The organism is Caulobacter sp. 05L422 (assembly GCF_056397765.1).
The window spans coordinates 432229-454036 of sequence record NZ_JBFTOB010000001.1; the positions used below are offsets into that span (position 1 = coordinate 432229).

The 21808-nt window shown below is 71.8% G+C and carries 27 protein-coding genes and 2 pseudogenes; 22 read left to right on the plus strand and 7 right to left on the minus strand.

From position 1 onward, the window contains the following. Positions 1–146 precede the first annotated feature (146 nt). Complete coding sequence (locus AC1DMQ_RS01810; protein ID WP_477031843.1) at positions 147–827, plus strand: DUF3313 family protein; 681 nt, start codon at positions 147–149, stop codon at positions 825–827. Between the two features lie 4 nt (positions 828–831). Here AC1DMQ_RS01810 and AC1DMQ_RS01815 read toward each other — a convergent pair whose 3' ends face one another. Beyond that, a complete protein-coding gene (locus AC1DMQ_RS01815; RefSeq protein WP_477031844.1) occupies positions 832–1059 on the minus strand; it encodes a DUF4287 domain-containing protein in 228 nt (75 codons plus the stop codon). Positions 1060–1265: 206 nt separating this feature from the next. Here AC1DMQ_RS01815 and AC1DMQ_RS01820 point away from each other — a divergent pair, with 206 nt between their 5' ends. Next, complete coding sequence (locus AC1DMQ_RS01820; protein ID WP_477031845.1) at positions 1266–1823, plus strand: hypothetical protein; 558 nt, start codon at positions 1266–1268, stop codon at positions 1821–1823. An 83-nt stretch (positions 1824–1906) separates the two neighbouring features. Here the strand turns inward: AC1DMQ_RS01820 and AC1DMQ_RS01825 are convergent, their stop codons facing one another. Beyond that, the gene (locus AC1DMQ_RS01825; protein ID WP_477031846.1) at positions 1907–2656 is read right to left on the minus strand and encodes a glucose 1-dehydrogenase; all 750 of its coding nucleotides are present in this window, start codon (positions 2654–2656) and stop codon (positions 1907–1909) included. Positions 2657–2755: 99 nt separating this feature from the next. Next, positions 2756–3058 carry an ArsR/SmtB family transcription factor gene (locus AC1DMQ_RS01830; protein WP_477031847.1) on the minus strand — a complete coding sequence of 101 codons (303 nt, stop codon included), beginning with the start codon at positions 3056–3058 and terminating at the stop codon, positions 2756–2758. Positions 3059–3266: 208 nt separating this feature from the next. Between AC1DMQ_RS01830 and AC1DMQ_RS01835 the strand changes: the two genes are divergently transcribed. After that, entirely contained in the window at positions 3267–3755 is a 489-nt protein-coding gene (locus AC1DMQ_RS01835; RefSeq protein WP_477031848.1) for a hypothetical protein, read from the plus strand. After that, positions 3685–4890, plus strand: coding sequence for a DNA-packaging protein (locus AC1DMQ_RS01840; protein WP_477031849.1), 1206 nt, complete (start codon positions 3685–3687; stop codon positions 4888–4890). The genes AC1DMQ_RS01835 and AC1DMQ_RS01840 overlap by 71 nt, the downstream gene beginning before the upstream one ends. Positions 4891–5024: 134 nt before the next feature. Here the strand turns inward: AC1DMQ_RS01840 and AC1DMQ_RS01845 are convergent. Continuing rightward, positions 5025–5363, minus strand: a pseudogene (locus tag AC1DMQ_RS01845) (endonuclease domain-containing protein); the annotation flags it as partial. Positions 5364–5393: 30 nt separating this feature from the next. Here AC1DMQ_RS01845 and AC1DMQ_RS01850 point away from each other — a divergent pair. The 10 genes and pseudogenes from AC1DMQ_RS01850 to AC1DMQ_RS01895 all read left to right on the plus strand — a co-directional run bounded on the left by AC1DMQ_RS01850 (position 5394) and on the right by AC1DMQ_RS01895 (position 11437). Next, positions 5394–6639 (plus strand): annotated as a pseudogene (locus AC1DMQ_RS01850) (phage portal protein). A 174-nt stretch (positions 6640–6813) separates the two neighbouring features. Then, a complete protein-coding gene (locus AC1DMQ_RS01855) occupies positions 6814–7065 on the plus strand; it encodes a hypothetical protein (RefSeq protein WP_477031850.1) in 252 nt (83 codons plus the stop codon). Continuing rightward, positions 7058–7477 carry an HK97 family phage prohead protease gene (locus AC1DMQ_RS01860; RefSeq protein WP_477031851.1) on the plus strand — a complete coding sequence of 140 codons (420 nt, stop codon included), beginning with the start codon at positions 7058–7060 and terminating at the stop codon, positions 7475–7477. Before AC1DMQ_RS01855 ends, AC1DMQ_RS01860 begins: the two co-directional genes overlap by 8 nt. 159 nt (positions 7478–7636) lie before the next feature. Then, complete coding sequence (locus AC1DMQ_RS01865; protein WP_477031852.1) at positions 7637–8863, plus strand: phage major capsid protein; 1227 nt, start codon at positions 7637–7639, stop codon at positions 8861–8863. Between the two features lie 173 nt (positions 8864–9036). Then, positions 9037–9306 carry a head-tail connector protein gene (locus tag AC1DMQ_RS01870; protein WP_477031853.1) on the plus strand — a complete coding sequence of 90 codons (270 nt, stop codon included), beginning with the start codon at positions 9037–9039 and terminating at the stop codon, positions 9304–9306. Next, positions 9303–9713 carry a DUF3168 domain-containing protein gene (locus tag AC1DMQ_RS01875; protein WP_477031854.1) on the plus strand — a complete coding sequence of 137 codons (411 nt, stop codon included), beginning with the start codon at positions 9303–9305 and terminating at the stop codon, positions 9711–9713. The genes AC1DMQ_RS01870 and AC1DMQ_RS01875 overlap by 4 nt, the downstream gene beginning before the upstream one ends. A gap of 159 nt (positions 9714–9872) precedes the next feature. Next, positions 9873–10289 (plus strand): phage major tail protein, TP901-1 family, encoded by a 417-nt coding sequence (locus AC1DMQ_RS01880; RefSeq protein WP_477031855.1) that lies wholly within the window; start codon positions 9873–9875, stop codon positions 10287–10289. Between the two features lie 148 nt (positions 10290–10437). Then, positions 10438–10731 (plus strand): GTA-gp10 family protein, encoded by a 294-nt coding sequence (locus tag AC1DMQ_RS01885; RefSeq protein WP_477031856.1) that lies wholly within the window; start codon positions 10438–10440, stop codon positions 10729–10731. Beyond that, positions 10728–10913, plus strand: coding sequence for a phage tail assembly chaperone (locus AC1DMQ_RS01890; protein ID WP_477031857.1), 186 nt, complete (start codon positions 10728–10730; stop codon positions 10911–10913). The genes AC1DMQ_RS01885 and AC1DMQ_RS01890 overlap by 4 nt, the downstream gene beginning before the upstream one ends. After that, positions 10910–11437: a phage tail tape measure protein gene (locus AC1DMQ_RS01895; RefSeq protein WP_477031858.1), complete on the plus strand. Its 528-nt coding sequence runs from the start codon at positions 10910–10912 to the stop codon at positions 11435–11437. The genes AC1DMQ_RS01890 and AC1DMQ_RS01895 overlap by 4 nt, the downstream gene beginning before the upstream one ends. A 54-nt stretch (positions 11438–11491) precedes the next feature. Here AC1DMQ_RS01895 and AC1DMQ_RS01900 read toward each other — a convergent pair whose 3' ends face one another. Next, the gene (locus AC1DMQ_RS01900) at positions 11492–11950 is read right to left on the minus strand and encodes a DUF805 domain-containing protein (protein ID WP_477031859.1); all 459 of its coding nucleotides are present in this window, start codon (positions 11948–11950) and stop codon (positions 11492–11494) included. Positions 11951–12015: 65 nt separating this feature from the next. Further along, positions 12016–12555, minus strand: coding sequence for a hypothetical protein (locus tag AC1DMQ_RS01905; RefSeq protein WP_477031860.1), 540 nt, complete (start codon positions 12553–12555; stop codon positions 12016–12018). A gap of 67 nt (positions 12556–12622) precedes the next feature. Between AC1DMQ_RS01905 and AC1DMQ_RS01910 the strand changes: the two genes are divergently transcribed. The 7 genes from AC1DMQ_RS01910 to mazF all read left to right on the plus strand — a co-directional run bounded on the left by AC1DMQ_RS01910 (position 12623) and on the right by mazF (position 20173). Beyond that, positions 12623–13255, plus strand: coding sequence for a phage distal tail protein, Rcc01695 family (locus AC1DMQ_RS01910; RefSeq protein WP_477031861.1), 633 nt, complete (start codon positions 12623–12625; stop codon positions 13253–13255). Then, on the plus strand, positions 13255–13905 hold the full coding sequence (locus tag AC1DMQ_RS01915; RefSeq protein WP_477031862.1) for a baseplate hub domain-containing protein: 651 nt from the start codon (positions 13255–13257) through the stop codon (positions 13903–13905). The genes AC1DMQ_RS01910 and AC1DMQ_RS01915 overlap by 1 nt, the downstream gene beginning before the upstream one ends. A 127-nt stretch (positions 13906–14032) precedes the next feature. After that, the gene (locus tag AC1DMQ_RS01920; protein WP_477031863.1) at positions 14033–14509 is read left to right on the plus strand and encodes a C40 family peptidase; all 477 of its coding nucleotides are present in this window, start codon (positions 14033–14035) and stop codon (positions 14507–14509) included. Between the two features lie 154 nt (positions 14510–14663). Beyond that, the gene (locus AC1DMQ_RS01925; RefSeq protein ID WP_477031864.1) at positions 14664–18494 is read left to right on the plus strand and encodes a baseplate multidomain protein megatron; all 3831 of its coding nucleotides are present in this window, start codon (positions 14664–14666) and stop codon (positions 18492–18494) included. Between the two features lie 85 nt (positions 18495–18579). Further along, positions 18580–19527 (plus strand): DnaJ C-terminal domain-containing protein, encoded by a 948-nt coding sequence (locus AC1DMQ_RS01930; protein WP_477031865.1) that lies wholly within the window; start codon positions 18580–18582, stop codon positions 19525–19527. A 71-nt stretch (positions 19528–19598) separates the two neighbouring features. After that, positions 19599–19841 (plus strand): AbrB/MazE/SpoVT family DNA-binding domain-containing protein, encoded by a 243-nt coding sequence (locus AC1DMQ_RS01935; protein WP_477031866.1) that lies wholly within the window; start codon positions 19599–19601, stop codon positions 19839–19841. Continuing rightward, a complete protein-coding gene (gene mazF / locus AC1DMQ_RS01940; RefSeq protein WP_477031867.1) occupies positions 19841–20173 on the plus strand; it encodes an endoribonuclease MazF in 333 nt (110 codons plus the stop codon). The genes AC1DMQ_RS01935 and mazF overlap by 1 nt, the downstream gene beginning before the upstream one ends. Positions 20174–20189: 16 nt before the next feature. Here the strand turns inward: mazF and AC1DMQ_RS01945 are convergent, their stop codons facing one another. Then, complete coding sequence (locus tag AC1DMQ_RS01945; RefSeq protein ID WP_477031868.1) at positions 20190–21188, minus strand: hypothetical protein; 999 nt, start codon at positions 21186–21188, stop codon at positions 20190–20192. 288 nt (positions 21189–21476) lie between these two features. Between AC1DMQ_RS01945 and AC1DMQ_RS01950 the strand changes: the two genes are divergently transcribed. Further along, positions 21477–21794 carry a PepSY domain-containing protein gene (locus tag AC1DMQ_RS01950; RefSeq protein ID WP_477031869.1) on the plus strand — a complete coding sequence of 106 codons (318 nt, stop codon included), beginning with the start codon at positions 21477–21479 and terminating at the stop codon, positions 21792–21794. The last annotated feature ends 14 nt before the right edge of the window (positions 21795–21808 follow it).

Sequence of the window (21808 nt, forward strand, 5' to 3'; positions counted from 1 at the left end):
TTGAGGGGTTTTCGGCGGTTCGGCAACCGGTGCGATGGGCCGGCGACGAGGCGGGGTTTGCACCGCGGGAACTCGGTATTCCCCCGTATAGACACCCTCGGGCCTCCGCCGGATCGTCCAGCCGGACAAGGATCCGGAGCTGGACGATGGACAGACGTCATTTCACCGTTTTCGCCCTGACCGGCCTGACCTTCGCCGCCGCTCGGCCCGCTCTGGCGGCCAAGCCGCCGGCCGAGTGGGACGGGCTGGTCAAGGTCAAGGCCAAGCGGTTCGAGCTGGTCTATCTGCGGCCCGGCGCCGACTTCCGCGGCTACACCAAGGTGATCCTCGACCCGACCGAGATCGCGTTCGAGAAGAACTGGAAGCGCGACTACAACAGTTCCTCGGCGAGCTCGTCGCTGCAGGTGTCCGACCGGGACATCGCGCGCATGGCCGACGAGGGCCGCAAGGGCGCCGCCGAGATCCTGCAGAAGGCCTATGCGGCGGGCGGCTATCCGGTGGTCAGCGAGCCGGCGGCCGACGTCCTGCGGGTGCGCACGGCCCTGATCGACATCACCGTCACCTCGCCCGACACCGACAGTCCCGGGATCGTGCGCAGCTACAGCCGCGACGCCGGCGGCGCCACCCTGGTGGTCGAGGCGCGGGACTCGATGACCGGCGCCCTGCTGGGCCGGGCGGTCGACAGCCGCACGATCGACGACTTCTCGATGGAATGGCGCAACCGCGTCACCAACCGCCAGGACTTCAGCCGGCAGATCGAGACCTGGGCCAAGAACAGCGTCAAGGGCCTGGACGAGCTGAAGGCCTTGTCGCCGATCGCGGGGTAGGCCCTCAGTCGCCGGGCCCCCGCTTGCCCGACAGCAGGGCGTAGATCGCCATCGCGTGCCCGTGGCCCAGCCCCAGCTGGCCCTTGCCCCAGTCCACGACCTGGCCGGCCTTCACCCCCGGCTTGAGCGCGCCGCCCTCCGACAGCCCGACGGCGTCGGCGGCCGCCTTGAGACCCTCGGCGTCGAGGCCGGTCTTGGCCTGGATGGTGTCGAGATAGGCTTGGAAGGACATGGGGCGGCTCCGTGGAGGTGGTTCTCGATGCCAGGACGGCCGGGGAGCGCCGAAGCCGACAAGGCGCGACGGCTTTTCTTGGGCGGGCGGCGGCCACACTTCGGTCCGCAATCTAGAGCGGAGTCCCCGCGGTCGTGGGAGCGCGGGGCGGGATGTTCAAACGGGGGAGGTCACCGGGCGGCGTCGTACGCACGGCCGCGCTCGTCGTGTCGGGCGTCCTTCACGCGGTCCTGCTGGTCCTTCTGGTGCGCTACGCGGCGCGGGGAACGCCGACCCATCGTGAGCCGCCCACGATCCAGGCCGTGCTCGTGCCGCCGGATCGACCAAGCCCGACCCATCGCGACCGCCTCCGTCCTCCGTCGTCGGACGACCGCGACGCCCTGGCCCGAGCCGCACCGGTGCTTCCCGTTCAGGCCGCGGCGCCGCGCCCCGGCGAGGTCGCGCCCTTCACACCCGGCGACGCCTCGCCCTCGCCAACCGAAGCCGACGTCGCGGCGAGGGTCCTTCGCGGCCTGCGCGGCTGCGACCGGGCCGAGCTGACACGCCAGGAGCGAGAGGACTGCGAAGCCCAGCGCTGGGCCAAGGCCGCCCCGGTCACGGCGCGGCTCAACCTGGACCTGTCCGGCCGCTACGCCAGGAACCCGGAACCCTTCCTGTTGCGCCGGCCCAAGAACGGCTGTCGCGCTCGCATGGGCGGCGATCCGGACGTCAGGGGCGACGACAGCAATGTCCGCGCGGGCGTCACCTGCGTGAAGCCGTTCTAGGCCGCGCGGAAATCGCCGCGCCGAGCGGACAGGACGGCCCTGAGGCCAGTCCCGCGACGCTCGGCGCGGCGATATCGAGCGGCCTAGCGGTTGCCGCCGGCCACGGCGATGATTTCACCCGTGATCCAGAAGCTCTCGGGCGAGGCCAGGAAAACCGCCACCGGCGCGATGTCCGACGGCTGGCCCAGGCGACCAAGCGGGGTCTGGGCGACCATCTGGGTCTCCAGCTCGGAGCCGATGATGCCCATGGTGTGGGTGCCTTCGGTCTCTACGGCGCCGGGCGCGATGGTGTTGACCCGGATGTTGCGCGAGCCGAGCTCCTTGGCCAGCACGCGGGTGATCGAGTCCACGGCGGCCTTGGTGGCCGTGTAGACCGAGGCGGTCGGGATATCGACGGTGGTGGCCGCCGAGCTGATGTTGATGACGCTGCCGCCGTCCGGGCCAAAGCGCTTGGCCGCTTCGCTGGTGGCCAGCAGCACGCCCAGGACGTTGGTGTCGAACTGACGCCGGTACTCGGCCTCGGTCACCTCCTCGATGGGCGCGAAGGCGTAGACGCCGGCGTTGTTGACCAGGATATCGATGCCGCCGAAGGCCTTCTGGGTTTCGTCGAACAACCGCGAGACGTCGTCGCTGCTGGCCACCGAGCCCTGGACGGCGATGGCCTTGCCGCCGGCGGCGACGATTTCGGCCACCACCTTGTCGGCGCCTTCGCGGCTGGAGGCGTAGTTGACCGCCACCGCCGCGCCCTCGGCGGCCAGGGCCTTGGCGATGCCGGCCCCGATGCCCTTCGACGCGCCCGTGACGACGGCGGTCTTGCCTGCAAGCTTGCTCATGAACTCTCTCCGGTCGCCCTTAGTGGCGAACGCTTCGATACTTAGATAACTATCGAAGTAATTCAATGCGCGGAGCCGCGAGAATTTTCGCGGGCGGAGTCAGATTTCGGCGAGCTGGGCCAGATAGGCGTTCAGGACGTCGCGCTGCAGGACCAGATAGGTGAACTTGCCCTGCCTGCACATGCGGACCAGGCCGGCGCGCTCCAGCTCCTTCATGTGGTGCGAGAGCGTGGCGGCGCTGACCGGATGGCGCTGGGCGACGGCGCCGCAGGGCGTGGGCTCGCTGGCCGAGCCGATTTCCTTGAGGATCTGGCGGCGGCGCGGCTCGGCGAGGGCCTTGCCGATCAGATTCACCTGGCGTTCGTCCAGCACGGTGCGCGACGGGTCTTCCATGGCCCTCATATGCGATGGGGCGGCGGCGGAAGCAAATGGGTTGGCGGCCTGGCCTTAGACGGCCCGCCGTCGGCGCCCTGACGGGGATAGAGCGCCGTCGATCCTCGGCGTTCAGCGAGTCGACGCCAACGAAATCAACGCCTTGAACTTTCTCGACCGAACTTATCAGCGGCGCCCGCTGCTCCCGTATCTTTGTGTCATGGCCGGGAGAAGCGAGATGAAGCCCGAAGAGCTGATGGCGAAGATCGCCCACCTGTTCGTCGAACGGTACGCCAAGGTGGCGATCAAGATCGACAGCGGCGCCGACGAGCGCGGCGAGGAGGCGAACCTGAAGCTCCTTGGCCGCGCATCGATGGAAGGGTGTCGCGTCAGCGCCTTCCAAGCGCAGGGCCAGAAGATGCTCGGCGGTCTGGCGAAGCTGGAGGCCGAGGTCGCCAAGGCGTCGGCGCAGACGACCGTCGGCGCCCCGGGCGCCGCCAACGAGAACGACGTCGAAACCCCCGAGGAGATGGAAATGGATGACGACACCGGCCGCACCCCCGAGCGCATTGACGCTCTCTATCACGAGATCGATCGACGACTGGCTGCTCTCCAGGCGGAACGGGAAGCTAAGGGATGGGGTGGACGAGACGGTTATGTCGCAGTTGGAGGCGCTGAAGGCGGCCCTGCGACCGGCTCCGTCGCCGCATCAGATTCCTCCGGCTGATCCCTGGACCACCTGGCTCTTCCTCGGCGGTCGCGGCGCGGGCAAAACGTTCTCCGGCGCATCGTGGATCGCGAGGCAGGCGAGATGGAACGACAGCCTCGCGCTCGTCGGCCCAACCTTCCACGACGTCCGCGAGGTGATGATCGAGGGCCCTTCGGGCCTCAAGAGCCTCTACCCGCCGGGCGAGCGCCCGGTCTGGCGCGCCAGCCGCCGCCGTCTCGAATTCCACAACGGCGCCGTCGCCCAGGCCTTCTCGGCCGAGGACCCGGACAGTCTGCGCGGGCCGCAGTTCCACGCCGCCTGGGCCGACGAGTTCTGCGCCTGGCCCAAGCCCGCCGAGACCCTGGCCATGCTGCGCTTCGGCCTGCGCCTGGGGACCGACCCCCGCCTGGTGGTCACCACCACGCCCCGGCCGATCCGCGCCCTGCGCAACCTGATGGCCGAGCCGGGCACGGTCGACACCCGCGCCCCGACGGCGGCCAACCAAGCCCACCTGGCGCCGGCCTTCCTGTCGACGCTGCAAGGCCTCTACGGCGGCACCCGCCTGGCCGCCCAGGAGTTGGACGGCCTGATCGTCGAGGGCGAGGGCGGTCTGTTCCGCGCCGAGGACCTGGCCCGCTGCCGGGGCGCGCCGCCGGCCGCCTTCGACCGCGTGGTCGTGGCCGTCGACCCGCCGGCCACGGCGGGCGGCGACGCCTGTGGGATTGTTGTTGTCGGTCGCTTCGAGGGCCGGGCGTTCGTGTTGGAGGACCAGACCGCGAAGGGCCTGTCGCCCAACGGCTGGGCCCGTCGCGCGGTGGACGCCGCCGTCCGCTGGTCGGCCGACGCCCTGGTGGCCGAGGCCAACCAGGGCGGCGACATGGTCCGCGCCGTCCTGGCCCAGGCCGGCCCGCCCTGTGCGGTCAAACTGGTCAAGGCCTCGGTCGGCAAGCGCGCCCGGGCCGAACCGGTGGCGGCGCTGTATGAACAGGGCCGGGTGGTCCACTGCGGGGCGTTTCCGGCCTTGGAGGAGGAGCTGATGGCCCTGGGGTCGGGGGATCTTGGGCATAGTCCGGACCGGGCGGACGCTCTGGTCTGGGCGGTGAGCGAGTTGATGCTGGGAGTGGGGAGGCGGCCGCGGTTGTCGGTGTTGTAGCTCACGCACTTGCCCCCTACGGGTCGCTTCGCGACCGTCTTCCCCCATAGGGGGAAGAGGAGCGTCCTCCGCCCCCTATGGGGCGGACAGGCGACGAAGTCGCCAGGTGGGGGCAAGTGGGTGAGCTGCTCACGAATGGCGAGGACCGCGCTGTCGACCGAATCCAGCACCCAGCTCGCCGGGATCCGCAGCGTCATGATCCCGTGCCGCGCCAACCATCGATCGCGAGCGGCGTCCTTCTCTGAGCGGTCTTCCGCATAGTGCTCCGCGCCATCGACCTCGACCGCCAGCCGGTGCGCCGGACAGAAGAAGTCCAGCACGTACGGCCCGATCGGGTGCTGCCTGCGGAATTTCAAACCGTCGAGTTGCCCGCGCCGGATCGCGTTCCACAGCTTCACCTCCGGCAGCGTCATCTCCTTGCGAAGCCGCCTGGCGTTCGTGACCGTCGGTCGTGGCGCGTTCACGTGGCTCACCCCCTTGCCCCCACCTGACCGCTTCGCGGTCTGTCCGCCCCCATAGGGGGCGGAGGTTCTTGTTGCCGCCCGACCGACAGCTCCCGCATAACATGTTCCCTTTTCGTTCTCAACCTCCGCGAGGCGCCCCATGCCCCTGTTTAAACCCCGACGCCCGCCGGAGACCAAGGACTCCCGGGCCGCGCGGCTGATCGCCGTCACCACGGCCGGCCGTCCCCGCTGGACGCCGCGCGACTACGCCGCCCTGGCCTCCGAGGGGTTCGCCAAGAACCCGGTCGCCTACCGCTGCGTGCGGATGATCGCCGAGGCCGCCGCCGCCGTGCCGCTCACCGTCTTCGTCGGCGGCAAGCGGGCCGACGACCATCCGCTGCGCAAGCTGCTGCAAGGCCCCAATCCCGAACAGGGCGGGGCCGATCTGATGGAGGCGTTCTTCGGGCATCTGCAGGTGGCCGGGAACGGCTATCTGGAAGCCTCAGGAAACGACGACGTCCCCACCGAGCTCTACGCCCTCCGCCCCGACCGGATGACCGTCGTCCCCGGACCGCGCGGCTGGCCGCTGGCCTACGACTACCAGGCCGCCGGCCGCACCGCCCGGATCGGCCGCGACGCCGCCGGCTGGCTGCCGGTGCTGCACCTGCGGCTGTTCAACCCGACCGACGACCACTACGGCTTCAGCCCGCTCGAGGCGGCGGCCTTCGCGATCGACGTGCACAACGCCTCGGGGGCCTGGAACAAGGCCCTGCTCGACAACTCGGCCCGGCCGTCCGGGGCCCTGGTCTACGCCAATCGCGAGGCCGGCGACCGGCTCTCGGCCGAGCAGTTCGAGCGGCTGAAGGCCGAGCTGTCCGACGCCCACGCGGGGACCGCCAACGCCGGCCGGCCGCTGCTGCTGGAGGGCGGGCTCGACTGGCGGCCGATGTCGCTGAGCCCCGCCGACATGGACTTCATCGCCGGCAAGCACGCCGCCGCCCGCGAGATCGCCCTGGCGTTCGGCGTCCCGCCCCAGCTGCTGGGCGTGCCGGGCGACGCGACCTACGCCAACTACCGCGAGGCCAACGGCGCGTTCTGGCGCCACACGGTCGTGCCCCTGGCCGAGCGGGCGGCGCGGGCGTTGTCGGTGTGGCTGGAACCGAAGTTCCCCGGCGCGAGGATCGCCTGCGACCTGGACGCCGTGCCGGCGCTGTCGGCCGAGCGCGACGCCCTGTGGGCGCGGCTGGAGGGGGCGAGTTTTCTCACCGACGCGGAGCGGAGAAGGTTGGCGGGGCTGGAGGGGTAGGCGGCCGAGCCGTTTCTCTTAGGCCCTCCCCCCGTGGGGGAGGTGTCGCCCGCAGGGCGACGGAGGGGGGAGTGATCGGCAGGCGCCGTCCTCCCGGATCGACCACCCAAATACTCCCCCCACCGGCCTTCGGCCGCCTCCCCCACAGGGGGAGGGATTTAGCGGGACGAACCCATGACATCACCCACCCGCTGGCGGCTGGACCGCCAGGTCTCCATCGGCCTGCTGGTCGCCGTGGCCCTGCAGGCCGCGACCGCCCTGATGTGGGCCGGCCGGGCTTCGGCGCGGATCGACGACCTGCGCCAGCGCCTCGACGCCCAGGCCCCGGTCGCCGAGCGCCTAGCGCGGCTGGAGACCCAGGCCGACGCCACGCGGGCCTCGCTGGCCCGGATCGAGAGCAAGCTGGATGGAGAGCGCCGTGACTGAAGACCTCAAGATCGAAGGCCACGCCTCCCTCTTCTGGACCCGCGACCTCAACGACGACGTCGCCGCCGCCGGCGCCTTCGCCGCCAGCCTGGCCCGCACCGGTCCGGCCGGCGTGAAGATGCTGCACCAGCACGACGACGCCGAGCCCGTCGGCGTCTGGGACGAGATCGCCGAGGACGCCTCCGGCCTCTACGTCCGCGGCCGGATACTCCGCGCGACCCCACGAGGAAGGCTCGTCGCCGCCCTGGTCGAGGCCGGCGCCCTGGACGGCCTGTCCATCGGTTTCCGCGCCGTGAAGGCCCGCCCGGACGACACCGGCCGCCTGCGCGTGCTGACGGCGGTCGAACTGTGGGAGGTGTCGATCGTCACCTTCCCGATGCTGCCGGGGGCGCGGCTCAAGCGCGTCGGCTGAACCGTCCAAGTTCCTCCCCCTGTGGGGGAGGCGGCCCGAATGGGCCGGTGGGGGGAGCAGACCCACACTCAGCCAACTCCCCCCTCCGTCGGCTTCGCCGACACCTCCCCCACAGGGGGAGGACCTGTTCCCACGACTTCCCAAAAACCGGAGATCCCCATGAAGGAAACCAAACAGGCCGCGGCCTCGCCGGAGGCTCGCGCCGCCTTGCACGAAGTGCTGGCGGCGTTCGAGGGCTTCAAGGCCGCCAACGACCAGCGGCTGGCGGCGCTCGAAACCAAGCGCGCCGACGTCTTGCTGGAGGAGAAGGTCGCCCGCATCGACGACGCCGTCTCCAACGCCCAGGCGCGGCTGGACCGCGTGCTGAGCGACGCCCGCCGCCCGACCATCGGCGGGGAGGGCAGGCTGGTTGTCCCCGACGAGCGTAAGGCCGCCTTCGACCGCTACATCAAGACCGGCGAAACCCCGGGCCTCCTGCTGGAAGCCAAGGGCCTGTCGGAAGGCGTGGCCACGGCCGGCGGCTATGTAGCCCCGGCCGAGCTGGAGCGGCAGATCCTGCGGCGTCTCGCGGCGTCCAGTCCGATGCGCGACATCTGCCAGGTGCGCACCATCGGCTCGGGCACGTTCCGCAAGCCGGTGTCGACCGCCGGCCTGGCCGCCAGCTGGGTGGCCGAGACCGCCGTCCGGCCCGAGACGACCGCGCCCACCCTGGACGTGATCGACTTCCCGGCCGGCGAGCTCTACGCCAGCCCGGCCGCCACCCAGGCCCTGCTCGACGACGCCTATGTCGACATCGACGAGTGGCTGGCGGAAGAGGTGCAGGACGCCTTCGCCGCCCAGGAGACCTCGGCCTTCATCAGCGGCGACGGGGTCAACAAGCCCAAGGGCCTGTTGGCCTACACCGCCGCCGCCGACGCCTCGGCCACCTGGGGCCAGGTGGGCTATCTGGCCACCGGCGTGGCCGGCGCCTGGCCTGCCTCGAACCCCACCGACAAGCTGATCGACCTGATCTACGCGGCCAAGACCCAGTACCGCCAGAACGGCCGCTTCGTGATGAACCGCCGCACGGTCAGCGCCGTGCGCAAGTTCAAGGACGCGCAAGGCAACTACATCTGGAACGCGGCCCTGCAGCCGGGCCAGTCGGCCAGCTTGCTCGGCTATCCGGTCACCGAGATCGAGGCCATGCCCGACGCCGTGGCCAACGCCATGGCCATCGCGTTCGGCGACTTCGAGAAGGGCTACCTGATCGTCGACCGCGCCGGCGTGCGGGTCCTGCGCGACCCGTACTCCGCCAAGCCGCACGTGCTGTTCTACACGACCAAGCGGGTCGGCGGCGGGGTGCAGAACTTCGACGCGATCAAGCTGCTGAAGTTCGCGGTGAGCTAAGGTTTTCCTTCTCCCCTTGCGGGAGAAGGTGGCCTGCGAAGCAGGTCGGATGAGGGGTCGAAAGACCTGTCCGACCTGCTTCGCGACAGGCTGCTGAAACGCCGCGCGACCCCTCATCCGTCGGCTGCGCCGACACCTTCTCCCGCAAGGGGAGAAGGAATGGGATTTTCCACATGCCCCTCTCCACCACCCTGGCCGAGGCCAAGGGTTTCCTGCGCGTGGCCGACGCCAGCGAGGACGCCCTGGTGACTCTGCTGATCGACGCCGCCGAGGCGCGCGTCGCCGCCGCCACGCGCCTGGCGCTGACCCTGGCCAGCCCCGCGCCGCTGCGGCTGGCCGTGCTGGTCCTGGTCGCCCACGCCTACGAGCACCGGGACGGCGGCGAACCGCCGCCGGGCCTGGTCGAGCCCTGGCTCGCGCCCTATCGCGAGGCCCGGCTGTGAGCGCCCCCAATGGCCCCGAAGAGGCCGTCGCCGCCGCCCTGGTCGCCGCCCTGAAGGCCGCGCCCGCCGTCTCCGCCCTGGTCGCCGCTCGCGTCCACGCCGACGCCCCGCGCCATCCGGTCTATCCGTGCGTCAGCCTGGGTCGCCAGGAGAGCCGGCCGTTCGGGCCGGACGCCGACGGCCTGGAGCACCTGCTCACCGTCACCTGCGCCAGCAAGTTCGGCGGCCCCGAGGAGGCCCGCGCCGTCACCGCCGCCGTCCGCGCGGCCCTGCACAACGCGCCCTTGAGCGTGGCCGGTCGCCGGCTGGTCACCCTGCGCGTCACCTATGCCGACGTCTTCCGCGCCGCCGACCGCGAACTGTCGCTGGGCGTGCTGCGGGTGCGGGCGGTGACCGAGAGCGCCTGAACGACAGCAGCTCACCCACTTGCCCCCACCTGACCGCTTCGCGGTCTGTCCGCCCCCATAGGGGGGCGGAGGACGCGCCTCTTCCCCCTTTGGGGGAAGACGGCCGAAGGCCCGTAGGGGGCAAGTGCTCGCCGAAATCACGCAACAAGGAGACCCCCCATGGCCGCCCAAGCCGGCAAAGACCTCCTCCTGAAGATCAGCGACGGCGCGCCGACGCCGGTCTTCACCACCGTGGCCGGCCTGCGGGCCCGCACGATCAGCCTGAACGCCCAGACCATCGACGCCACCGACGGCGACAGCGCCGGCCGCTGGCGCGAGCTGCTGGCCGGATCGGGCGTGCGCTCGGTCGCCGTCTCGGGCAGCGGCGTGTTCCGCGACGCGGCTTCCGACGCGGCGGTGCGCGACAGCTTCTTCGCCCAGACCGCCCGGGTGTGGCGGCTGGTGATCCCCGACTTCGTGCAGCTGGAGGGGCCGTTCCTGGTGGCGGCCCTGGAATATGCCGGCGACCACGACGGCGAGGCGGCGTTCGCCCTGTCCCTGGCCTCGGCCGGGGCGGTGACGTTCACGGCGATCTAGCGCTCACCCCACTTGCCCCCACCTGGCGACTTCGTCGCCTGTCCGCCCCCATAGGGGGCGGAGGACGCACTCCTCTTCCCCCTCTGGGGGAAGACGACCGCGAAGCGGTCCGTAGGGGGCAAGTGTTCACCGCACCGGAGAAATCCCTATGCCCCACACCCCCAACCCCGCCCGAGGCGAGGTCGTCGTCCCCCTCGCCGGAACGCCGCGCCGCCTGTGCCTGACCCTGGGCGCCTTGGCCCGCATCGAAACCGCGCTGGGCCTGGACGACTGGAGCGCTCTGCCTGAGCGCTTCGGCCGGCTGTCGGCCGCCGAACTGCTCGCGGTCCTGGCCGCCCTGCTCGAAGGCGGCGGCGAGGATCCGGCGATCCTGGATGCTCAGCGAGTTGCGATCCCCGAGGCCGTCGCGGCCGTGGCCTCCGCTCTCGCGGCCTGCGCATGAACGCCCGCTGGCGCGCGGCCCTGCGCCTGGCGACCCTGGGCCTGGCCATCCCGCCCGAGGCCTTCTGGCGGCTGTCCCTGGCCGAGTGGCGCGCCTTGATCGAGGCCCCCGCCGCGCCGGTCCTGAACCGCGCGGCGCTGGACGCCTTGATCGCCCGCTTTCCCGACGAGGAGATCCGATGAGCGACTTCGACACCGACGGCCTAGAGACCGTCCCCGCCCGCGCCACCGAGGCCGCCGCGGCCCTGGCCGCCCTGCGCGCGCCGGCCGAGCAGGCGGCCCGGGCCATCGACGAGGCCTTCGCCAAGGCCGGAACCGGCCTGGCCCGCTCGCTGGCCCACGCGGCCGCCGACGGCAAGGTCAGCCTGGCCGAGCTGGCGCGGGCGGTGATCGAGGCGGTCTCGGCGGGCTCCGGCGAAGGCGGGAGCGGCCTGGCCCAGGCCCTGGCCAACGCGGTCAGCTCGCGCTTCTCCGGCGCCAGGGCCGACGGCGGCCCGGTCTCGGCCGGCGGCGCCTATCTGGTCGGCGAGCGTGGCCCCGAGCTGTTCCGCCCCGCCTCGGCCGGCGCGGTCGAGCCGCTGGCGGGCGGCGGGGTCAATGTCACGATCAACGTCCAGGGCGGCGACACGGCGGGCCTTGCGCGCTCGGACGCACAGTTGGCCCAGGCTCTGGCGAGGGCGGTGAGCCTGGGAGCGCGGCGGCTCTAACAACGAAAAACCCTCTCCCGATGGGGAGAGGGTTTCCGCGATCCTAGATGTTTTCTAGACCATCGCCGGCGTCAGCGGCGGTTGGCCGTAGCGGTTCTCGCCGGGCTGGCCTTCGGCGATCCCCACCCACAGGGTGAAGCCGATCATCGCCACGAAGGCCACGAAGATGCCGATCAGCAGGACGCCGACGCCCGCCAGGGCGACCACCTCGGGGTTGCCGTCGGTGATCGCGGCCAGGGCCGCGCCGACGCCGATCCAGAGGACCGAGCCGACCACCAGGGCCAGGCTCAGCGCGAACGGCGGAACCTGCCACCAGCCGCTGCGGCCCATGTCATGCAGGCGCTTGCTGCACAGGCACACCCAGGCGAACAGCGCGACCAGCCCCAGGGCGTGGCCGATCACCGGGATCCACCCGGCCACCACCTGGACGCCCAGCAACACCAGCCAACCGATCCAGAACGCCTGGCGGCCGATGCGGCCCTCGGCGGAGAAGAACAGCGATTTCCAGTCCATTTCCAGCTCCCAAATCCTGAAGCGAGATTAGGACCGGCAAGCTCGCGGTTGAAGTGAATTGCAAGTCATGACGCGGGTTTAACCTGCAGCCTGTTCGAACCGGCGTTCTTTCCCGGGCGAGAAGGGCGGGCGCCGATCCAGGCCGTGAAGACAAGTCCCAGGGCGGCTGTCAGCATCGCGTCGGCGACCATCGGCACGATCAACGCCATGCCGTCGTCGAACAGGTCGTAGGCCCATAGCCCCATGAGGCCGTGGATGGTCAGGCCGACCACGCCGAAGACGATCAGCGGGCGCGAGCCTTTGCCGGCGTCGCGCGAGCGCTTCAGCATCAGGCACCCCGTGACGTAGAGGCGCGCGGCGACGATGAACACCGACGCCTCCAGCGCCACCTTGGGCAGGGCGCTTCCGTGGAGCAGCCCGACCACGGCGTTGACGAGGAAGATCTCGCCGATCACCGGCGGAGCCGCCAGCGAGACAATCGAATCCAGGACACCGAGCCCGGCGTACACCGCCGCGCTGACGACCATCAACTGAACCAGACCGCTCCAGAACGCGCGCCGATCGGCGACGCCGCGCGGGTCGAACAGCAGGGGCAAGACGCTCATCGGCGGGCTTCTCCAGGTTTTCCATTCCAATAAGTGAATGCTCACTTACATTCAAGAGGAATCCGCCATGACCGCGTTCCACGATACGCGCCTGCCCGCGCGGCTGGCGTTCGGCTGCACCGGCGGGGTCGAGCGGCGGACCCAGGTGACGACCCTGGCCTCGGGCTTCGAGCGGCGGTCCAGCCCCTGGAGCCAGGGGCGGCGGCGCTATCTGATCGGCACCGCGACGCGTCCGTTGGACGACGCGGCCGAGCTGGTCGCGTTCTTCGAGGCGCGGCGCGGGCGGCTGCACGGCTTCCGGTTCCGCGACCCGGCCGACTGCCGCTCGTGCGCGCCGTCGGGAACCCCGGCCGCCACGGACCAGCCTATCGGGACCGGCGACGGCGTCCGCAAGACCTTCGCCCTGGCCAAGACCTACGGGACCGGCCCGACGGCGGTGGTCCGGCCGATCGCCAAGCCGGCGGCCGGGACGGTCAAGGTCGCGGTGGCTGGCGTCGCCCTGGCGGCCGGGGCCTTCGCGGTCGACACGGCCACCGGACTGGTCACCCTGGCGGCCGCCCCGGCGGCGGGGGCGGCGATCACCGCCGGCTTCGAGTTCGACGTGCCGGTGCGCTTCGACGGCGACCGCATCGACGTGACCCTGGAAAGCTTCAACGCCGCCCGGGTCGGGGCGGTGGCCCTGGTCGAGGTGCGGGTCTGATGCGCGCCGTTCCAGCCGAACTGGCCGATCGCCTCGACAGCGGCGCGGCGGCCCTCTGCCACGCCTGGATCCTGACCCGCGCCGACGATGTGGTGCTGGGCTTCACCGACCACGACCGAGACCTGGTGGTCGAGGGCGTGACCTGCCGGGCGGCCAGCGGCTGGACCGCCGGGGCGGCCGAGACCGCGGCCGGCTTCTCGCGGGGCCTGTCCACGGCGGTCGGCGGCTTCGACGACGCGGCGCTGTCGGAGGGGGACCTGGCGGCCGGGCTTTATGACGGGGCGCGGGTCGAGTGCCGGGTGGTCGACTGGTCGGCGCCGGGCCTTTCCGTGCGGCTGTGGACGGCCCGCGTCGCCTCGGCCAAGGCCGAGGGCGGGGCCTTCACCCTGGCCCTGGAGGGACCGCTGGCGGCGTTGGACCGCGTGGCGGGGCGGACGTTCGGCCGGTCCTGCGACGCGGCGTTCGGCGATGGGCGGTGCGGGGTGGATGTCGCGGCGTTTCCGGGGGCGGCTTGCGACAAGCGGTGGGTCACGTGCCGGGACGTGTTCGGCAACGGCCTGAACTTCCGGGGTTTCCCGACGGCGCCGGGCGAGGATTTCCTGACGCTGTATCCCAGTGAAGGGGAGCGCAATGACGGCGGGCGGCGGTAGCTCACCCACTTGCCCCCACCTGACCGCTTCGCGGTCTGTCCGCCCCCACCGGGGGCGGAGGACGCCGCACGGCGCGCCTCTTCCCCCTGCGGGGGAAGACGATCGCGAAGCGATCCGTAGGGGGCAAGTGTTCGCCGCCGAAACACCGATAGGCACAGCCGCCCTCCAAGAAGCCCGCCTCTGGCTCGCCACCCCCTACCAGCACCAGGCCTCCCTGCGCGGTGTCGGCTGCGACTGCCTGGGCCTGGTGCGCGGCGTCTGGCGGGCCCTGCACGGCCCCGAACCCGAAACCCCGCCGCCCTATCGCCCCGACTGGGCCGAACTGGGCGGGCGCGAGCTGCTGCGCGAGGCCCTCGAGCGGCGGCTGATCCCGCTGGACCCCGCCGCCGCGCTCCCCGGCGACGTGCTGCTGTTCCGCATGGCGCCCGGCGTCCCGGCCAAGCACTGCGCCATCGCCTCGGCCGACGACCGGATGATCCACGCCTACTGGGGCCGGGCCTGCGTCGAGAGCTGGCTGGGCCGCTGGTGGCGCGAGCGGCTGGCGGGGGCCTTTCGCTTTCCTGACACCCTCTCCCAGCGGGAGAGGGCGGGGCCCGCCGCGTAGCGGTGGGAGGGAGAGGGACTACGCCCTCACCGATTTCACGCAAGCGCCCTGCCGGCTCTCCGTCGGACTCACCACCCCCTCACCCTCCCATGCTCGCGCATGGGCCCCTCCCTCTCCCCATGGGAGAGGGTTTCCGGACGCTCAGGACTTCATCATGGCCCAGGTCATCCTCTCCGCCGTCGGTTCGGCCCTGGCCGGCCCCATCGGCGGGGCGATCGGTTTCAGCATCGGCCAGGCGATCGACAACGCCGTGATCAACGGCCTGGCGCCGGACCGTCACGTCGGGCCGCGCATCCCGATGCTGCGGCTGTCGGGCGCGGCCGAGGGCGCGCCGATGGCGGCGGTGTTCGGCCGGGTCCGCGTGGCCGGCCAGGTGATCTGGGCGGCGCGGTTCAAGGAGCGCTGGGTCGACGTCCAGGGCGGCGGTGGAGGCGGGAAGGGTCCGCGCACCACCAGCGCCGCCTACAGCCTGTCGTTCGCCGTCGCCGTCTGCGAAGGCCCGATCGACGGGATCGGCCGGGTCTGGGCCGACGGCAAGCCGATGGACATGGCCGGGGTGGTCATGCGCGTCCACACCGGGGCCGAGGACCAGGCGCCCGACCCGCTGATCGCGGCCGTGGAGGGCGAGGGCCCCGGTTATCGCGGCACGGCCTATGTGGTGTTCGAGGACCTGCCGCTGGGGGCGTACGGCAACCGGCCGCCGCAGCTGTCGTTCGAGGTCTTCCATCGGCCGCGCGCCAGCGGCGCGCCAGCGGGTCTTGAGGAAAGGCTGAAGGGCGTCTGCCTGATCCCGGGCGCAGGCGAGTTCGTCTACGCCACCGACATCGTCCTGCGCCGAGACGGCCTGACCTGGACCTCGGCCGAGACCCTGAACAACACCGAGGGGCGCCCCGACCTGGTGGTGTCGCTGGACCAGATGCAGGCCCAGTTGCCGAACGTCGAGGAGGTGACCCTGGTGGTCGCCTGGTTCGGCGACGACCTGCGCTGCGGATCGTGCGCGATCCGTCCCAAGGTGGAGGCGGCGGCCAAGGCGACGATCCCGTTCGACTGGCGGGTCAACGGCGTTGAGCGCGCCGACGCGGCCGTGGTCTCGCCCAATACTTCTCTTGGGGGCGGCGGCGGTCCCGCCTATGGCGGCACGCCCGCCGACCGGGCCGTGCTGCAGGCCATCGCCGAGCTGAAGCGGCGCGGGCTGCGGGTGACGCTCTATCCGTTCGTGCTGATGGACGTGCCGGCGGGCAATGCGCTGCCCGACCCGTACGGCGGCGCGGCCCAGGGCGCCTATCCGTGGCGCGGCCGGATCACCTGCCATCCCGCCGCCGGTCGCCCGGGCTCGCCCGACAAGACCGCCGCCGCGACCGCCCAGGTCTCGGCCTTCTTCGGCGCGGCGACGGCGGGACAGTTCGGGGCGGCGGACGGCCTGCCGACCTACGGCGGCCCGGCCGGCGACTGGGGCCTGCGGCGGATGCTGCTGCACTACGCCAAGCTGGCCCAGCTGGCGGGCGGGGTGGACGGCTTCATCCTGGGCTCGGAGCTGCGCGGCCTGACCACGGTGCGCGACGGGGCTTCGTCCTATCCGGCCGTGACCGCGCTGAAGAGCCTGGCCGGCCAGGTGCGCACCCTGCTGGGACCCACGACCAAGCTGGGCTACGCCGCCGACTGGAGCGAGTATTTCGGCCACCAGCCGGGCGACAGCTCCGGCGACGTCCACTTCCACCTCGACCCGCTGTGGAGCGACGCCGAGATCGATTTCGTCGGCGTCGACTTCTATCCGCCGATGGCCGACTGGCGCGACGGGGACGACCACCTGGACGCGCAGCAGGGCGGGCCGCACGACGTGAACTACCTGCGCGCCAATCTGACCGGCGGCGAGGGCTTCGACTGGTTCTACGCCTCCGACGCGGCGCGCACGGCCCAGACCCGCACGCCGATCACTGACGGCGCCTATGCCGAGCCTTGGGTGTTCCGGTCCAAGGACCTGAAGGCCTGGTGGAGCAACATCCACTTCAACCGCCCCGGCGGCGCGCGGGCCGCGACGCCGACCGCCTGGGTCCCGCGCTCGAAGCCGCTGCGGCTGGTCGAGTTCGGCTGCGGCGCGGTCGACAAGGGCGCGAACGCGCCGAACCTGTTCGTCGACGCCAAGAGCGCCGAAAGCGCCCTGCCGCCGTTCTCGGACGGGACCCGCGACGAGGTCGGCCAGCGCCGGGCGCTGGAGGCGGTGCTGGCCCACGTGGCCGATCCGGCGACCAACCCGGTCTCGCCGGTCTATGGCGGGCCGATGATCGACGGCGCCTCGGCCTGGTGCTGGGACGCCCGGCCCTTTCCCGACTTCCCGGCCCGCGGCGCCGTCTGGGCCGACGGGCCGAACTGGACCCTGGGCCACTGGCTGAACGGCCGCTCCGGGATCGCGCCGCTGCCCGAACTGGTCTCGGCGTTGGCCGGACGGGCTGGCGTGACGATCGATCCCGGCGAGGCCGGCGGCTCGATCGTCGGCTATGTGATCGACCGGCCGATGCGGCTGCGAGACGCCCTGGCGCCGCTGCTGGAGGCCTTCGCCCTGGATCCGGTCGAGCGCGGTGACGGCGTCGTGCTGGCCGGCCGTTCGGGCGTGGCGGCCGTCACGCTGGATGACGACGACCTGGCCTGGCCGGAGGATCGCGACGCCCCGGCCGCCGCCGCCCGGACCCTGACCGCCCCGGTCCAGACCCTGCGTCTGCGCTTCATCGACGCCGCCCGCGACTACCAGACCGGCGCGGTGATCGTTCGGCGGGACACGGGGGAGGGCGGCGCCGATCTGGACGCGCCGCTGGTCCTGGCCGCAGCCGACGCCCGCGCCGTGACCGAGCGCCTGCTGGCCGCCGCCGATCCGCGCGAGGCCACCGTCCACCTGTCGCCCCTGGCCGCCCTGCGGCTCGAGCCCGGCGATCGCTTGGCGCTGGACGGCGCGACCTGGCGGGTGACGCGGATCGATCTGGACGAGCATCCCCGCGCCCAGCTGGCGCCGGTGGTCGATCCGGTGCGGGTGGGCGGCGACCTGGACTGGTCGCCCGGCCCGCCGCGCGAGGTCTCGGGCCCGCCGGTGCTGCATGTGCTGGATTTGCCGGGCCAAGCCGACGAGCGGCCGCTGGTCGCGGTCGCCGCCGCGCCCTGGCGGCCGTTCGACATCCATGCCGGCGTCGGCCAGGAGGCCCTGCGCGTGCGGGCCACCGCCGGGGTTCCCGCCACGGTCGGCCTCACCCTGTCGGACCTGCCCGCGGGCCCGCTGCACCGCTTCGACCACGCCACGCATCTGACCGTCCGGCTGGAGGGGGCGAGCCCGATCAGCCGTGACCGCTCCGCCGTGCTGGCCGGCGCCAACGCCCTGGCCGTGCGCGGCGCGGGCGGGGAATGGCAGCTCGTCCAGTTCCTGACCGCCGAGCCGGTCGCCGACGACGTCTGGACCCTGTCGGGCCTGCTGCGCGGCCAGGGCGGCAGCGACCCGGCCATGGCGTCGCTCACGCCGGCGGGCGCGGCGGTGGTGATGCTGGATCAAGCCCTGGTCCGCGTCGACCTGGCCTCCGCCGAGCGCGGCCTGCCGCTGGTCTGGCGCGCCGCCCCGGCCGGCGGTCCGGCCTCGGGACCGTCGATGAGCGAGACGGTCGAGACCTGGCGCGGCCTGTCGGCCCGGCCCTGGTCGCCCGCCCACCTGCGTGTTCGGACGCAAGGCGGCGACGCCGTCGTCACCTGGATCCGCCGCGCCCGCCTGGCCGGCGACGGCTGGGACGCCGAGGTCCCGCTGGGCGAGGAGCGCGAGGTCTATCGCGTCGAGATCCTGGACGGCGAGACCGTGATCCGCACGGCCGAAACCACGACGTCGACCTTCACCTACGCCGCCGCCCAGCGCGCCGCGGATTTCCCCGCTGGACCCGCCGGGGCCCTGGCTGTCAGGATCGCTCAGGGCTCGGCCTTGTTCGGCTGGGGCGCTGCATCGCGAACCTTGCTGTGATATTAATGCAACATAACGCTTGCGCGCCGCGCCGAACGGCCTAATTGAGGCGTTCCGCCTTTTCGAACTGACGTGAGGAGCCTCCTTGGCGCGCGACCCCTATCTGGAGCTTGGCGTTTCCCGCACCGCGAGCGCGGCGGAAATCCGCAAGGCTTTCCACAAGCTCGCCAAGCAGCATCACCCCGACGCCAACAAGGGCGACAAGAAGTCGGAAGAGAAGTTCAAGCAGGTCAGCGCCGCCTTCGACATCCTGGGCGACGTCGACAAGCGCAAGAAGTTCGACGCCGGCGAGATCGACGCCGACGGCCGCGAGACCATGCGCGGCGGGTTCGGCGGAGGCGGCGGCGGCAACCCGTTCGGGGCCGGCTTCGGCGGGCGCGGCCGCGCTGGCGGCATGGGCGGCGGCGAGGGTCCCGAAATCGACCTCAACGACCTGTTCGGCGACATCCTGGGCCGCAATCGCGGCGCGGGGGCCGGGGCGGGCGGCGGCTTCGGCGGCGGCGGCTTCGCGGCCAAGGGCGCCGACGTGCGCGCCCGGCTCGACATCGACCTGGAAGAGGCGATCAAGGGCGGCAAGAAGCGCGTGGCCTTCTCGGACGGCCGCACGATCGACGTCACCATCCCGGCCGGCGCCCAGGAAGGCCAGACGCTTCGCCTGAAGGGGCAGGGCAGTCCGGGCCGGGGCGGCCAGGGCGACGCCATGATCGAACTGGCCATCAAGCCGCACCCGATCTACCGGCCCGAGAACGGCGCCCTGGTCATGGACCTGCCGATCTCGGTGCCCGACGCCGTGCTGGGCGGCAAGGTCGAGGCCCCCACACCGGACGGCCCGGTCACCCTGTCTATCCCGAAGGGCTCCAACAGCGGCGCCAAGCTGCGGCTGAAAGGCCGAGGCCTGGCCGACGCCAAGGGCCACCGCGGCGACCTGTTCGCGCGGCTGGTGGTGACCCTGCCGGACGCGCCGGACGCGGAGCTGGAGAAGTTCGCGGAGACGTGGCGCGAGAAGCGGCCGTACGCGCCCAAGCGGCGGTAAGTGTATCGACATTTGTTGACACGTCTTGACGTGAGGAGGATGCTTCAGCCTCAAGGGCTGGAGGTTCGACCATGCAGGTGCTGATCAAGAAGTGGGGCAACAGCGCCTCGGTGCGCATCCCGGCGACCGTGATGGCCGCCGCCTCGCTGAGCGTCGACCAGGCGGTCGAGGTGCGCGAGGAAAACGGGCGCATCGTCATCGAACCCGTCCGCGCGCCCACCTACACCCTGGATGAACTGTTGGCGGGCATGAAGCCGGAGACCTTCCCCGACGACGAGGGCTTCGGTCCCGCCGTTGGTCAAGAGGCCTGGTGATGGCGGGCTACGTGCCCGACGCCGGTGACATCGTCTGGTTGGAATTCGATCCGCAGGCAGGTCACGAACAGGCCGGCCATCGCCCGGCGCTGGTGCTGTCGCCCGCCGCCTACAATGGCAAGCGTGGCATGATGGTCTGTTGCCCGATGAGCAGCAGGGTAAAGGGATACCCTTTCGAGGTCGTGATCCCGGGGGAAGAGTCCAGCGTCATTCTGGCGGATCAGGTCAAAAGCCTGGACTGGGTCGCCCGCCGCGCCCGCAAGAAGCAGACGGCCCCCGCGCCCGTGCTGGCCGAGGTCCGCGCCAAGCTGAAGGCGTTGCTGGAGCTTTAAACCGGCCCGGCCGCCCTCACCCCGCCCCCGCCGGCAGCGCCGCCTTCTTGATCAGGTAGGCCCCCTGGCCGATGCCGAAACTGCCCAGCAGGGCGGTGTCGACGTCGGGCAGCTGGGTGGTCTTGACGATGTCGACCAGGGTCAGGAACTCCCAGCTGGCGCAGGCGAAGATCACCGTGGCCACGCCGCTGATCAGGATCATCTGGAAGTCGCCCAGGTCGGCGGCGCCGAAGTCGTCGCACACCAGGTCGGTGACCCTGGGCCGGGACGCGGGGGCGGCGGGCGCGGGCGCCGAGGCCGAGGCGACGCCCGTGGCGGCGGCCGCCGCGGCGGCGTTGGAGGCCTTCTGCACGGCCACCACCTTGGCGGCCCCGAACGACAGGCCCGAAAGGCCGGTCATGGCCAGGACGTTGGTGGTCATCGAGATGCCGCCCATGAACTCCCAGCCCAGGAACCAGGCGCGCAGGATCAGGGTCGCGCCATAGACCATGGCGACCACGCCGAACCACAGCACCAGCTGGGTCTGGGAATTGCTCATGCGGTTGTCGTTGCCGACCGCGAAGCGCCAGGGCCTGCCGCCGGTGGCCAGGGCGGCGACGACGACGATCACCGCGAAGGCGGCGCCCAGGGCGATCAGCCGCTGCAGCACCGGCACGGGCCGGGCGACGCGGGTGATCTGCACCACATGCTCGGGGTTCAGCGGATCGTCCACCGTCAGCCAGATGCGGTCGCCGGGCCGGGCGCCCAGGTCCAGGGTCGTCTTGTCGGCGACGCGGTCCACGGTCAGCACCACGGGGTAGGCGGCGCCGGTCGGCAGGAACGTCAGCTGGTCGGAATTGGCGCCCAGTTTCGAGGGCTCGACCCCGATGGCCTGGATCACGCCGTCGGCCGTGGCGGGCGAGGCGCTGGGCGGCGGCGCGTCGGCGGCGGCCAGGGTCAAGCTTGGAGCCAGGACCAGACCCAGCGCCAGACCGCAGGCCAGGGCCAGGCCTCGTGGATTTCCGAACGGTCGCATGTGTTTCCCCCCAAGGACCTTCAGGATCGGACCTCGTGAGGATCCGACGCCGCGCCCGGACGTTGGGCTGTAACCCAGCGTTCTACACGCAACAATTGCACGCTAGAACCGTGTTATTTGACTGGCAAGTCCAGGGCGAAAGCTCCGTTCGCGGCGTTTCCGCGCCAGGATCGGCCGCGCGGCGGCAAGCTTTGCTTTCGTGCGCCGAATCCGTGACAGAACGACGCTACCCGTCCATAACGGCCGTGTTCAGCCTCTATTCAGCCGCCAAGCTCTAAACCGGAGCCCATGAAGCCGATCCACTTCCTCTTCGTCGCCGTCCTGGCCGCCTCCGCCCTCCCGGGCGTGGCGTCCGCGCAGCGCGGCCCGGACTCGCTGGGCGCCGATTGGCGCGCCCGGCAGGACCAGGCGCGTGGCGGCGTGCAGTCGGGCCAGCTGGTGCCGCTGAGCCGGGTGATCGAGCAGATCGGTCGGCGCACGCCCGGCCGCGTGCTTGACGCCGGCCTGGAAGGCCCCAACTACCGGGTCCGCTGGGCCACCACCGACGGCCGCCGCATCGACTTCATCGTCGACGCCCGGACCGGTCAGATCCTGAGCGCCAACTAATTCCCCCATCGCGT